The 12,584-nt window shown below is 71.6% G+C and carries 11 protein-coding genes; 4 read left to right on the top strand and 7 right to left on the bottom strand.

Annotated features, from left to right (window positions below; genetic code table 11):
* Positions 1-83 precede the first annotated feature (83 nt).
* Positions 84-1,010, top strand: coding sequence for a Gfo/Idh/MocA family protein (locus tag O5O46_RS21575; protein WP_269857165.1), 927 nt, complete (start codon positions 84-86; stop codon positions 1,008-1,010).
* On the opposite strand, the gene lnt is transcribed toward O5O46_RS21575, so the two are convergent.
* Together lnt and O5O46_RS21585 are read right to left on the bottom strand one after the other, a co-directional pair.
* Positions 982-2,502, bottom strand: coding sequence for an apolipoprotein N-acyltransferase (gene lnt, locus O5O46_RS21580; protein WP_269857350.1), 1,521 nt, complete (start codon positions 2,500-2,502; stop codon positions 982-984). The genes O5O46_RS21575 and lnt overlap by 29 nt on opposite strands.
* A gap of 161 nt (positions 2,503-2,663) precedes the next feature.
* Positions 2,664-3,938: a cation:proton antiporter gene (locus O5O46_RS21585; RefSeq protein WP_333482416.1), complete on the bottom strand. Its 1,275-nt coding sequence runs from the start codon at positions 3,936-3,938 to the stop codon at positions 2,664-2,666.
* Positions 3,939-4,186: 248 nt separating this feature from the next.
* Here O5O46_RS21585 and O5O46_RS21590 point away from each other — a divergent pair, with 248 nt between their 5' ends.
* The 3 genes from O5O46_RS21590 to O5O46_RS21600 are packed head-to-tail and all read left to right on the top strand — an operon-like array spanning position 4,187 to position 7,807.
* The gene (locus tag O5O46_RS21590) at positions 4,187-6,694 is read left to right on the top strand and encodes an ATP-binding protein (protein WP_443072598.1); all 2,508 of its coding nucleotides are present in this window, start codon (positions 4,187-4,189) and stop codon (positions 6,692-6,694) included.
* A complete protein-coding gene (locus O5O46_RS21595; RefSeq protein WP_269857167.1) occupies positions 6,691-7,377 on the top strand; it encodes a response regulator in 687 nt (228 codons plus the stop codon). The genes O5O46_RS21590 and O5O46_RS21595 overlap by 4 nt, the downstream gene beginning before the upstream one ends.
* A 22-nt stretch (positions 7,378-7,399) precedes the next feature.
* Entirely contained in the window at positions 7,400-7,807 is a 408-nt protein-coding gene (locus tag O5O46_RS21600) for a DUF3592 domain-containing protein (protein WP_269857168.1), read from the top strand.
* 57 nt (positions 7,808-7,864) lie between these two features.
* Here the strand turns inward: O5O46_RS21600 and O5O46_RS21605 are convergent, their stop codons facing one another.
* The 5 genes from O5O46_RS21605 to O5O46_RS21625 are packed head-to-tail and all read right to left on the bottom strand — an operon-like array spanning position 7,865 to position 12,423.
* Positions 7,865-8,521 carry an HAD family hydrolase gene (locus tag O5O46_RS21605; RefSeq protein ID WP_269857169.1) on the bottom strand — a complete coding sequence of 219 codons (657 nt, stop codon included), beginning with the start codon at positions 8,519-8,521 and terminating at the stop codon, positions 7,865-7,867.
* Complete coding sequence (locus O5O46_RS21610) at positions 8,518-9,555, bottom strand: ABC transporter ATP-binding protein (RefSeq protein ID WP_269857170.1); 1,038 nt, start codon at positions 9,553-9,555, stop codon at positions 8,518-8,520. Before O5O46_RS21610 ends, O5O46_RS21605 begins: the two co-directional genes overlap by 4 nt.
* Positions 9,552-10,430, bottom strand: coding sequence for an ABC transporter permease (locus tag O5O46_RS21615; protein WP_269857171.1), 879 nt, complete (start codon positions 10,428-10,430; stop codon positions 9,552-9,554). Before O5O46_RS21615 ends, O5O46_RS21610 begins: the two co-directional genes overlap by 4 nt.
* A complete protein-coding gene (locus O5O46_RS21620; protein WP_269857172.1) occupies positions 10,418-11,275 on the bottom strand; it encodes an ABC transporter permease in 858 nt (285 codons plus the stop codon). The genes O5O46_RS21615 and O5O46_RS21620 overlap by 13 nt, the downstream gene beginning before the upstream one ends.
* The gene (locus O5O46_RS21625; RefSeq protein ID WP_269857173.1) at positions 11,275-12,423 is read right to left on the bottom strand and encodes an ABC transporter substrate-binding protein; all 1,149 of its coding nucleotides are present in this window, start codon (positions 12,421-12,423) and stop codon (positions 11,275-11,277) included. The genes O5O46_RS21620 and O5O46_RS21625 overlap by 1 nt, the downstream gene beginning before the upstream one ends.
* Positions 12,424-12,584 lie beyond the last annotated feature (161 nt).

Below are 12,584 nucleotides of genomic sequence, written 5' to 3' on the forward strand. Positions count from 1 at the left end.
CCCCTGCCCCGTACCGCCGCCGGGCAGGGCACATATGCTGCTCAGAAGGGAAGATCCGTACCGCCGGACACGGGAGACGATCAGTGGCACCAACAGGCAGGCCGCTCAAGGTCGGCGTCATCGGCCTCGGTGACATAGCGCAGAAGGCCTATCTGCCGGTTCTCACCGCACTGCCCGGCGTCGACCCCCACCTGCACACCCGTAGCCGTGCCACGCTCGACCGGATCGGCGACAGCCACCGCATCCGGGTGGACCACCGGTACACCGATCTGCGCGCACTCATCGACCAGGGCCTCGACGCCGCCTTCGTACACGCCCCCACCGCGGTGCACGCCGAGATCGCCGGGGCGCTGGTCGACGCCGGGGTGCCGGTCTACGTCGACAAGCCGCTGGCCGACGACTACGCGGGCGCCGAAGCGCTGGTGCGCCGTGCGGAGCAGCGCGGGGTGAGCCTGATGACCGGCTTCAACCGCCGCTACGCGCCCGGTTACACGCAGTGCCTCGACCATCCGCGCGACCTGATCGTCCTGCAGAAGAACCGGGTCGGACTCGCCGCGCCGGCACGGGAGTTCGTCTTCGACGACTTCATCCACGTCGTCGACACCCTGCGCTTCCTCGCCCCCGGCACGATCGAGCAGATCGACATCCGCACCCGGTCCGAAGGCGGTCTGCTGCACCATGTGGTGCTGCAGCTGTCCGGCGACGGTTTCACCGCGCTGGGCATCATGAACCGGATGAGCGGCTCCAGCGAGGAGGTCCTGGAGGTGATGGGCCAGGACAGCAAGCGCCAGGTGATCAATCTCGCGGAGATCATCGACCACAAGGGGCAGCCCAGCCTGCGCAGGCGCGGTGACTGGGTACCGGTGGCCCGTCAGCGCGGCATCGAGCAGATCACCCTCGCCTTCCTGGACTCGGTGCGCACCGGCAGGGTGCTCAGCGCCCAGGGTGACCTGCTGACCCACGAGTTGTGCGAGCGTATCGTCACCGCCGCCCTGCAGCAGTCCTCCTGACCGCCCGGTACCCCTCGTAGCAGCCGCTCAGCACCAGCAGGCCGATCGACAGCTCGATCACCCAGTCGCCCAACCGGTCGTACGGGCTGCGGCCGTTGGACAGCGGAACCGTGTAGACGTGGGCGGCGCTGCTCGACGTGCTGAGCCGGGGGCCGACCTCGGCGCCGCGGGCGTCGTAGACCGCGCTGATGCCGGTGAGCGTGGCGTGCACCATGGGCCGCCAGGTCTCCGCCGCGCGCAGCGCCGCCAGCGAGGCGTGCTGGGCCGGTGCCCAACTGTGCTGGAACGTCGAGGTGGAGGACTGCGCCACCAGCAACTGGGCGCCCATGTCGGCCAGATGGCGACTCATGTCGGGGAAGGCCGTCTCGAAGCAGATCAGCGGGCCGATATGGAGCGCACCGACGTCCATCACCACCTGGTGGGTGCCGCGGTGCCGGTTGACGCTGGCCGCCTTGCCGACCTTGGTGGCCCAGCCGAGCACGGAGCGCAGCGGGATGTACTCGCCGAACGGCACCAGCCGCATCTTGTCGTAGCTCTGCCCGGTCGGGCCGCCGGGACCCACCAGTACGGACGTCTTGTAGATGCCGCGGCCGTCGGCGCGCTGCGCGTCCACGTTGACCAGCAGGTCGGCGCCGACCCGCTGGGACAGCGCGGCCAGTCGTGCGCTCAGCGCCGGGTGCGCGGTCAGGTCGAAGCCGACGCTGCTCTCCCCCCACACCACGAGATCGGGATGCGTTCCGGCCAGTTGGGCGGTAAGTTGCGCGCTGCGGTCGAACCGGTCCATGGGGTTCTCGATCACCCCCGGTTGCACCACCGCTACCCGTACGGCACCGGTGCGCGGTGCCGCGGGCACCCAGAACCACACCGCCGTACCGGCGAGCGCCACGGCCAGCAGCGCCGCCACCGCCGCGTGGCGCGCCGGGGGCACCGCGACCAGCACCGCGACCGCGGTGTTCACCGCCACCAGCAGGAAGCTCAGCAGCCACACTCCGCCCACGGAGGCGAGCCGCAGCGCGGCCGGTACCTGCCACTGGCTGGCTCCCAGCAGCCCCCATGGACCGCCGAGGTACTGCCAGGAGCGGACGATCTCGGCCAGCAGCCACGCCGACGGCAGCAGCACCAGCGCCGCCAGTACGCTCCCGAGCCCGGGTGTCCCGCCGAGCAGCCGCTGCGTAAGCCAGCCCCAGGGCAGCCACATCAGCCCGAGCAGCGCGGCGATCACCACGATGAACGCGCTGAGGCTGGGCAGCAGCCAGTGGTGCACGGCGATCATGAATCCGGTTCCGCCCAGCCAGCCGTCCAGCGCTCCGCGGCGCCTGGTGGGCGCCGAGCGGGCCAGCAGCGTGAGCGGTACCAGGGCGACATAGGCCAGCCACCACAGGGCGGGCGCCGGGAAGGCGAAGGCGGGCAGTGCTCCGGCGGCGACGGCGGCGGCCCCGCGCCACCAGGGCGAGGCGAGCGAGGGCCGGTGGCGGGCGTCCCGGGGCGGCATGTCCTGGCGCCGCGTCGCGCCGGGGCTGCGGCGGCGGGGCTTGGTGAGCTTCGGGACGGTGGTCACCTTCGTAGACTCCCCAGGTCAGCTAGGCGGCAACCGGACGGCGGCGGTACGGATCGGGGAGTGCCGGGCCGGGTCGACGGCTGCCGGGGTCGGGGTCAGCCCTCGCCCAGTCGGGCTTCCTCCAGGTCGAGGCGGCGCTGGACGCGCCGCCGGGTGGTGTCGCTGATCCGGTTGATGTCGTACAGCCGCCGCAACTCGGCGGTCTCGACCGCTATGACGTCGATACGCAACTGACGATACGCGTCCGCCGTCGTGCGGTCCTGCTCCTCCTCGCCGAGCCGCTCGCGGGCGTGCTCCACCTGGGAGCGCAGGGTGCGGCGCAGCCGCTCCACCACCACCTCGGGGGCCGCCTCCAACTCGGCGATCTGCTCCAGGTGCCGCAGCCCGGCGCTGACCACCAGGTGCTGGGCCTCCGCCTCCTCCCGCCGGGTGTGCTCGGGCTCCATGGCGATCCCGGAGCGCCGCACGAGCGGGGCGAGGGTGAAACCCTGGGTGATCAGCGTGATCACCATCACCGAGGTGGCCAGCACCAGCACCAGGGGCCGGTGCGCAAGCGCGGCCCCGTGCGCGGCAGTCAGCGGAATCGACAGGGCGGCGGCCAGCGGCACCACGCCCCGTGCCCCCGCCCAGGAGGCGACCGCCGCCACCCGTGCCGAGCCGCCGTTCGTATCGCTGTGCTTGCGGTGCAGTACGGCCGACAGCGGGAACACCCACAGCATCCGCACCGTCATCAAGGTGAACGCCACCGCCACCGCCTGAACCGGCCACCAGCGGTCGGCGCCGCTCAAATCCCTTATCAGGCTGGACAGTTCCAGCCCTATCAGGCTGAACACCACGCTCTCCAGCAGGAACACCACCGTGCCGTAGACCGCGTGCAGCTGAAGCCTTATCGGCGCTGTCGTCAGCCGGTGCCCGCCGCTGCCCAGCAGCACTCCGCACACCACCACCGCCGTCACGCCGGAGGTGTGCGCCGCCTCGGCGAGCACGTACGCCGAGTACGGGGTCACCAGCGCTACCACCGTCTCCAGCACCGGCTCCTCGGTGCGCCGCCGGATCATCGCCATCGCGCCCGCCACCGCCGCCCCGAGCACCGCTCCGCCGCCGGCGAGCATCGCGAACTGGCCTGAGGCCACCCGCCAGGTCACCGTGCCGGAGGCCACCGCCACGGAGACCGCGACCCGGAACAGCACGAGGGAGGTCGCGTCGTTGAACAGGCTCTCCGCCTGCACCAGCACCTGCACCCGCGGCGGCAGCGACAGCCGGCGCCCCAAGGCGGTCACCGCCACCGGGTCGGTACTGGCCAGCACCGTGCCCAGGACGAACGCCATCGACATCGGCAGCGGGGTGAACGCCGCCGCGACCGCGCCCACCGCGGCGGCGGAGAAGCGCTCCGCCCCTCACCCTATCGGCCGTATCGCGTCAAGGCGCCGTCAAGGAGTCACGTCATCGTGTAAGGACCCCGCTAACGGCAACGGTGAGGGACGTACCCGGGCAGCACGCTACGAACGACGGGGCAGCACCCTGTGAGTGCCAGCGGAACCGGCCCTCCCGCGCGGCACGACGACTGACGGCACAAGGGCGGCACGACGCCTGACAACACAAGGAGGGGCTCCCGGTGGTGCACAGCGCCGTCCCACCCGGCAAGCTGAAGGTCTTCCTCGGTGCGGCGCCCGGAGTGGGCAAGACGTACCGGATGCTGGACGAGGGACGGCGCCGCGCCGGACGCGGCAAGGACGTGGTGGTGGCGCTCGCCGAATGCCACCGCCGTCCGCACACCGAGAAGATGCTGGACGGCCTGGAAGTCATACCCCGGGCCCAACGCGCCTACCGGGGCGCCGACTTCACCGAGCTGGACCTGGCCGCCGTGCTGGAGCGCCGCCCCGAGGTCGCCCTGATCGACGAGATCGCGCACACCAACGTGCCCGGCGGGCGCAACGCCAAACGCTGGCAGGACATCGAGGAACTGCTGGCCGCCGGGATCGACGTGGTCACCACGATCAACATCCAGCATCTGGAGTCGCTCAACGACGTCGTGCAGAAGATCACCGGCGTGCCGCAGCGGGAGACCGTGCCCGACGAGATCGTCCGCCGCGCCGAACAGATCGAACTGGTGGACATGCCCGCCGAGGCGCTGCGCCGCCGCATGGCGCACGGCAACATCTATCCGCCCGAGAAGATCGACGCCGCGCTCTCGCACTACTTCCGGATCGGCAATCTGACCGCGCTGCGCGAGCTGGCGCTGCTGTGGGTCGCCGGACGGGTCGACGAGGCGCTGCAGAAGTACCGCTACGAGCACCGCATCGGCAAGGTGTGGGAGACACGGGAGCGAGTGGTCGTCGCGCTCACAGGCGGCTCTGAAGGAGAAACGCTTATTCGCAGGGCCGCCCGGATCGCCACGCGCTCCTCCGGCGGTGACCTGCTGGCCGTTCACGTGGTGCGCAGCAACGGCCTCACCGACTCCTCACCGGCCGCGCTGGCCCGGCAGCGGCAGTTGGTGGAGAGCCTCGGCGGCACCTTCCACTCGGTCGTCGGCGACCATGTGCCCACCGCGCTGCTGGAGTTCGCCCGCGCGGAGAACGCCACCCAGCTCGTCGTCGGCACCAGTCGCCGCAGTCGGCTGCGCCGCCTGCTGGCCGAACAGGGTGTGGGCGAGACCACCGTGGAACTGTCCGGCGACATCGATGTCCACATGGTCACCCATGAACGGGCCGGCGGCGGACGGGTGTTGCCGCTCCACGGGAACTCGCTGCCGGTCACCCGGCGGGTGGCAGGACCGGTCGCCGGGATCGTCCTGCCGGTGCTGCTGACCGTGCTGCTGCGCACCGCCTCGCACCCGCTGCACCTCAACCTCACCAGTCAGACGCTGCTGTTCCTGACCACCGTGGTCGCGGTGGCGTGCATCGGCGGGGTGGTCTCCGCGGTGCTCGCCTCGATCAGCGCCTCGCTGCTGCTGAACTACTACTTCATCCCGCCCGTCGGCGAGTTCACCATCGCCGAGCCCAACAACATCCTGGGGCTGGCCGCGTTCACCGTGGTCGCGGTGATCGTCGCCGCCATCGTGGACCGCTCGCTGCGGCTGTCCCGGCGCGCGGCCAACGCCACCGCCGAGGCGGAGACGCTCTCCTCGCTCGCCGGGCACATCCTCCGCGGCGACCAGGCCGTCTCCGCGCTGCTCAACCTGACCCGGGAGACCTTCGGTATGGCCTCAGCCGTCCTGGTGCGGCGCTCCGGCGACGAGCCCACGTGCCCGAGCGGCGAGGCCGACCTGAGCATCCCGATCGGTCCGGACAGCCTGCTGCTGCTCAAGGGACGCGCCCTGGCCGCTTCCGAGCGCCGTGTGCTGACCGCCTTCGCCGCCCATCTGGCGGCGGCGCTCGAGCGGGCCCGGCTGGCAGAGGCCGCCGCCGAGGTCGAGCCGGTCAAGGCCGCCGACCGGATGCGCACCGCGCTGCTGGCCGCGGTGAGCCACGATCTGCGTACCCCACTGGCCAGCGGCTGGGCCGCGGTCAGCGGGCTGCGCAGCCGGGACGTGGACTTCAGCGACGAGGACCGCGAGGAACTGCTGGCCACCGCCGAGGAGTCGCTGGCCAAGCTCAACCGGCTGGTGGACAACCTGCTCGACATGAGCAGGCTCCAGGCCGGGGCGCTCACCCTGCGGCTGCGGCCGACCGCGCCCGCGGAGGTGCTGCCGCTGGCCCTGGACACCCTGCCGGAAAGTTCGGTTCCGGTGCTCGCCCCGGGACTTGAGGAGGCGGCCGACGTGCTCGCCGATCCGCCGCTTCTGGAACGGGTGCTGGCCAATCTGGTGGCCAACGCGGTACGCCACTCGCCGTCCGGCAAGCCGGTGTCGGTCAGCGCCAGCGCGCTGGGGCCCTGGGTGGAGATACGGGTGGTGGACCGCGGCCCCGGCCTCCAACCGGCCGAACGAGAGCGGGCGTTCGAGCCGTTCCAGCGCATGGGCGACACCGACAACAGCGCTGGTCTCGGCCTGGGCCTGGCGCTTTCCCGGGGCCTGACCGAGGCGATGGGCGGCACGCTGACGCCGGAGGAGACCCCTGGCGGCGGGCTGACCATGGTGGTCTCGCTGCCCGCCGTGCACCCGGTGCGGGACGAGGTCATGGCATGAGGCGCGTCCTGATCGTCGACGACGAGCCGCAGATGCTGCGCGCCCTCGGCATCAACCTCAAGGCCCGGCACTACGCGGTGGCCACCGCGCCGGACGGCACCACCGCGCTGCGCCTGGCCTCGCGCTGCCCACCGGACGCGGTCGTCCTCGACCTGGGCCTGCCCGACGTGGACGGTGTCGAGGTGATCGAGGGCCTGCGGGCCTGGAGTTCCGCGCCGATCATCGTGCTGTCCGGACGCAGCGGACCGGCGGTCACCGTCGAGGCGCTGGACGCGGGCGCCGACGACTACCTGACGAAACCGTTCTCCATGGATGAGCTGCTGGCCAGGCTGCGCGCCGTGCTGCGCCGCCCGGCCACCGCGCCACTACGGCGGCAGACGGTGGAGGTGGCCGACTTCACCGTCGACCTCGACTCCTACACCGCCGTGCCGAACTCGGGGGAGGGCGAGCCGCTGCACTTCACGCCGACCGAGTGGCGGTTGTTGGTGCCGCTGCTGCGCAATCCGGGCAGACTGTTGACCGGTGCCCAGCTGCTGCGCGACGTCTGGGGTCCCGGGCGTGAGGACCGCACGAACTACCTGCGGATCTACATGTCGGCGCTGCGCCGCAAACTGGAGCCGGACCCGTCCCGCCCCCGGCATCTGATCACCGAGCCGGGGATGGGCTACCGCTTCGACCCTTGAGAGCGAACCGTTGGAGGCAGGCGTGGTGGTGGCGGTGTTCGCCGGAATCACGGGCGTCTGCGGGGTGCTTGCCGCGCTGGCCGGAGCGGCTGGACTGCGCGAGGTCCGCCGGGTTCGCCGGTTCGGCGAGGTGGCCAGGGCGCTGGTCAAGCGCGCGCCTGGGGATGTCTCCGGTGAACCCTGGCCGCCGCGACCGTCGTTGCAGTTCGCCACCTCCGACGGGCGGGTGGTGGAGATCGTCAGTCCCGTGCCGCCCAGTCGGCGGTTGCGTCTGCTTGACGGGGAAACCGTGCTGGTTTCCTACGATCCCGCTGATCCGCGTAGCGTCGTTGTGCACCGGCGGGAGCGGGTGGGGCTGGAGTACGGGTTCATTGCCGCGGGCAGCGTTCTTGTGTTGGTATGCGGGGTGCTGCTCGTCGTTGTCGGCTGACACGGTGCTTCCCCTCCGCCCACCACCCGTATGCCTTCCCCCCCGCCTTCTACGCCCTTATCGCGGGCTCGGGATGAGCGAACGCAGCAGCTCCGGCCCCGCCCCTTCCAGGGACGGCAACACCGTGCGGCCCGGCGCCTCCGGAATCGGTACCGCCGACGGTACGGCCAGTACCTGGCAGCCCGCCGCCTCCGCTGAGGCCACGCCGGTCGGCGTGTCCTCCACGGCCACGCAGTGCGCCGGGTCCACGCCGAGTTGTCGGGCCGCGGCCAGGTACGGGTCGGGCGCGGGCTTGGTGCGCGGGGTGTCGTCCGCCGAGACCGTCACCGCGAACCGGTCACGGCCCAGTACCCGCAGCACCATGTCCACCACCCGGCGCGGCGAGGCCGACACCAGGGCGGTGGTCAGCCGCTGCGCCCGTAGCGCGTCCAGCAGCGCCAGCGCGCCGGGGCGCGGCCGGATGTCGCGCTCGACCAGCTCGGCGAACCGGCCGTCCAACTCCGCGGCCAGCGCGGCGCGTTCGCGGTCGGTGCCGGTGACGCGCAGCAGGTGGTCCGCGGTGTGTTCCACCGGGCGGCCCAGCACATCCGGCAGGTCCCGCCCGGACAGCCGGTAGCCGAGGTCGGACGCGGTGTCGGCGACCGCCTGCCACCACACGTCCTCGGTGTCCACCAGCGTGCCGTCCATGTCGAAGAGAACCGCTGCCAGGGTCATGCGGCGCGCGCCTCCACCAGTACCGGCCGCTCGGGCAGCGTCACGGTCGCCGAGGCGCCCGCCGCCAGGCCGGACGCACGGTGGCTGGGGATGTCGGCCTTGACCGTGGTGCCGTCGGCCAGCGCCACCGTCAGCCGGGTGACCGCGCCGTGGAAGGCGGTGGCGGTAACCCGCGCGGAACCGTCCTCGTCGGCGGTGGCGTCCACCGCCTCGGGGCGTACCAGCACGTCGACCGCGCCCGCCGTGCCCGCGTCGCCGCGCACCGGCAGCCGCTGGCCGAGCACCTCCACACTGCCGTCGCCCGACGCGCGCCCCGGCAGCCGGTTCATGGTGCCGACGAACTCCGCGACGAACGGCGTCGACGGGGTGTCGTACAACTCGGCAGGGCCGGCGCACTGTTCGAGGCGGCCGTCCCGCATCACCGCGACGCGGTCGGCGGTGGACAGCGCCTCCTCCTGGTCGTGGGTGACGAACACCGTGGTGATCGCCAGCTCCTGCTGCAACCGCCTGATCTCCTCGCGCAGTTGCACCCGGACCTTGGCGTCCAGCGCGGACAGCGGCTCGTCCAGCAGCAGCACCTTCGGGCGCAGCGCCAGCGCCCTGGCCAGCGCCACCCGCTGCTGCTGGCCGCCGGACATCTGGTGCGGATAGCGGTCGGCGTGCTGCGGCAGTCCGACCAGCTCCAGCAACTCGGCGGCCCTGGAGCGGCGTTCGGCCGCGCCGACCTTGCGCATCCGCAGCCCGAAGGCCACGTTGTCGGCGGCGGTCAGATGCGGGAAGAGGCTGTACGCCTGGAACACCATCCCGGCGTCGCGGCGGTGCGCCGGAACGTCGCTGATGTCCTCACCGTCCACCAGCACCTGCCCGGAGTCCGGCTTCTCGAAGCCCGCCAGCATCCGCAGCGCGGTGGTCTTGCCGCACCCGGACGGGCCGAGCAGCGCCAGCAACTCCCCCTGGTGGGCGGTGAGATCGAGCCCATCAAGGGCCTTGGTGGCACCGAACGACTTGTGCAGCGCCCGGAATTCGACGGTCATGATGCCGACTCCTGTGGAACGAGCGCCGGGGCGGCCTTGGCAAGCGCCCGGCGGGGGATACGGGTACGGGGGCGGCCCGCGGCGGCGAACACCAGCAGCAGCGCCCAGGTCAGCAGCAGGCTCAACACCGAGACCGCGACCGACAGTTGGGCCTGGCTGCCGCCGATGCCCACGATCCACACCGCGAACGGCCGGAAGCCCAGCAGGGCGCCGACGGTGTACTCGCCGAGCACCAGCGCCAGGGTGAGGAAGCCGGCGTTCATCAGCGCACCGCGCAGATTCGGCAGTACCGCCTGGAACACCGCCCGCACCGGGCTCGCGCCACAGCTGCGGGCCGCCTCCATCAGCGTACGCACGTCCACCGCGCGCATCCCGGCGTCCAGCGCCCGATAGGCCAGCGGCAGCGACATCACGGTGTAGGCCAGCACCAGCACCACCGGGAAGTCGGCGTTCTGTACCGCAACGAAGGTCTGGAACAGCGGTGTGCGGGACAGGTACTGCGGACCCCAGCGCAGCACACCGCTGTATCCGGCGACCAGCGCCACCGAAGGCACCACCAGCGGCAGCGAGCAGACCACCTCCAGCAGCGGCCGCAGCCGGGGCGCGCCGAGTCGCGCCGCGAGCAGCGCCGGGACCAGCAGACCGAGCACGAGCACGATGGTCGCGGCGGCCAACTCCAGGGTGAGCAGCAGGCTGCCGGTGAAACCGCTGGCGCCGAGGATGCCGGTGTAGGCGCTCAGGGTGAAGCCCTGACCGGGCACGTCCACGGTGAACAGCACGGAACAGGCCAGCGGCACAAGGAAGTACAGCCCGGCGACGGCCGCGACCGCGCCGCGCCACCAGCGGATCCCTCGCCGGTTCGTCAGGCGAGCCATCGGGCACTCCTTCGCTGTAGGGGTACGTAGACCGCCATCACCGCGCCCGCGACCACCACCATGTCGATGCTGAGCGCGAGCGCCACATTGCCCTGGCCCACCAGGACGTTGCCGGACAGCGCGTCGGCGATCTGCGAGGTCAGCAGCGGCACCGAACTGCCCACCATCGCGGCAGCGGTGGCGTAGGCGGCGAAGGCGCTGCCGAACAGCAGCACATAGCCGCCGAGCAGCGACGGAGCGAGCACCGGCAGTGCCACGTGCCGCCAGTACTGCCAGGCGGTGGCCCCGTTGTTGCGGGCCGCCTCCCGCCAGCCGGCGCGCAGTCCCTCCAGCGCCGGGGCGATGGTCAGCACCATCAGCGGCAGCAGGAAGTACAGGTAGACCACCACCAGGCCCCAGAAGCTATAGAGGCTCCAGCCCTTGGCGGCCAGCCCCAGGTGCGTGGTGAGTACGCCCGCGTTGCCCAGGGTGGCGACGAACGCGAACGCCAGTGGCACACCGCCGAAGTTGGCCAGCACACCGGAGGCCGACATCACGGCGTCGCGCAGCGCCCGGCTGCTGGAGGTCGTCACGGCCTGTGCCAGCGGCACTCCGAGCAGCGTCGCCAGCAGGGCGGACAGCGCGGAGAGCTTGACGCTGCCCCACAGCGCGGTCAGATACGCGCCGTGCACGGAGGTGGTCAGGTTGGACAGCGTCCAGTGCACCCCGCCGGGGGCGTCGGCGCTGGTGGTGAACGCCCCGGTGGCGATGGCGACGGCGGGCAGCCCGAAGGCTACGCCCATGAACAACAGCAGCGGGGCGACGGCGAGCCCGCCGCCCAGCCGCGACTTGACTGCGGAGATCATCAGGAGACCGCCGCAGCCCACTTCTCGGTGACGACCTGCTTCGCCTTGTCGGTCTGGTCCGGGGTCGGGAAGCTCGGGGTGCCGCTGACCGCGGCGAGCTTGGCGGCGGCCGCGGTGTCCAGCGTTCCGGCCTGCTTCATGGCGTCCATCAGGGCCGGGCGGGCGTACCCCTTGAGGAACAGGTTCTGGCCCTCGGCGCTGTACAGGTACTCCTCCCACAGCCGGGCCGCCGCCGGGTGCGGCGCGGAGGCGTTGACGGCCTGCGAGTAGTACTGCGAGTAGCGCCCGTCGGACGGGACGGTGACCTGCCAGTCCACTCCCTTGCCGCGGAACTCGTCCGCGTAACCGGAGTTGAGGTAGTCCCAGTCGACGCTGATCGGGGTCTCACCCTTCTCGATCGTCGCCGGGGTGGCCTGCACCGGGTCGAAGTTGCCAGCCTTCTTCAGCTTGCCGAAGAAGTCGATGCCGGGCTGGATGTTGTCGAACGAGCCGCCGTTGGCCAGTGCCGCCGCGTACACCGCGCCGAACGCGGCACCGGCCTTGGTCGGGTTGCCGTTGAGCGCCACCTGGCCCTTGTACTCGGGCTTGAGCAGGTCGGCGAAGGTCTTCGGGCACTCCTTGACACGCTTGGCGTCGCAGCCGATGGAGATGTAGCCGCCGTAGTCGTTGTACCAGCGGGCCTGGGCGTCCTTCTGCGCGCCGGGGATCTTGTCGAATCCGGCCACCTTGTAGGCGGCGAACAGGCCCTGCTGGGCGCCGCTGAGCGCGAACGACGAGCCGAGGTCCACCACGTCGGGGGCGCGGTCCTGGCCCTTGCGGGAGGTGATCGCGTTCAGCTCGTCCTGGCTGGCGCCCTCGGGGTTCTCGTCCTGGACCTTGATCCCGTACTTCTTGGTGAAGCCGTCGATGACCGCGCCGTAGTTGGCCCAGTCGCGGGGGAGCGCGATGGCGTTGAGCGTGCCCTCCTTCTTCGCGGCGGCGACCAGCGCGTCCATTCCGCCGAAGTCGGCGGCCGAGGTGGCGCTCGCGACGCTCTTGCCGCTCGCCGTGGTGCCGGTGGCGGGAGCGGCGCCGCAGGCGCTGAGGGTGAGTGCCGTCGCGGCCAGGACGCCCGCGGCGCCTATGGCTCGGGTTCTGGGCACGTTCACTTCGGTCTCCTTGCGAGGTTCTGAGAGGCGGCCAGGTTGGCTGTACAACTTGACGCGCCAAGTACGTACGAGCTGGATGGCCGGAAAGTGAACGAGTGGCCGAGATTCGACGAAGGCGACAGGAACGGCCCGGATGCGGCCACAGGTTGCGGTTAGGCTCC

The sequence above is a fragment of the Streptomyces sp. RPT161 genome, assembly GCF_027533845.1.
GTDB classification, from domain to species: Bacteria; Actinomycetota; Actinomycetes; order Streptomycetales; family Streptomycetaceae; genus Streptantibioticus_A; species Streptantibioticus_A silvisoli_A.

Bases quoted from the DNA above. Each gene is read 5' to 3' on its own strand.
- lnt (WP_269857350.1), bottom strand. From the start codon at position 2,502: ATGCCGCCCCGGGACGCCCGCCACCGGCCCTCGCTCGCCTCGCCCTGG.
- O5O46_RS21595 (WP_269857167.1), top strand. From the start codon at position 6,691: ATGAGGCGCGTCCTGATCGTCGACGACGAGCCGCAGATGCTGCGCGCC.
- O5O46_RS21605 (WP_269857169.1), bottom strand. From the start codon at position 8,521: ATGACCCTGGCAGCGGTTCTCTTCGACATGGACGGCACGCTGGTGGAC.
- O5O46_RS21610 (WP_269857170.1), bottom strand. From the start codon at position 9,555: ATGACCGTCGAATTCCGGGCGCTGCACAAGTCGTTCGGTGCCACCAAG.
- O5O46_RS21615 (WP_269857171.1), bottom strand. From the start codon at position 10,430: ATGGCTCGCCTGACGAACCGGCGAGGGATCCGCTGGTGGCGCGGCGCG.
- O5O46_RS21620 (WP_269857172.1), bottom strand. From the start codon at position 11,275: ATGATCTCCGCAGTCAAGTCGCGGCTGGGCGGCGGGCTCGCCGTCGCC.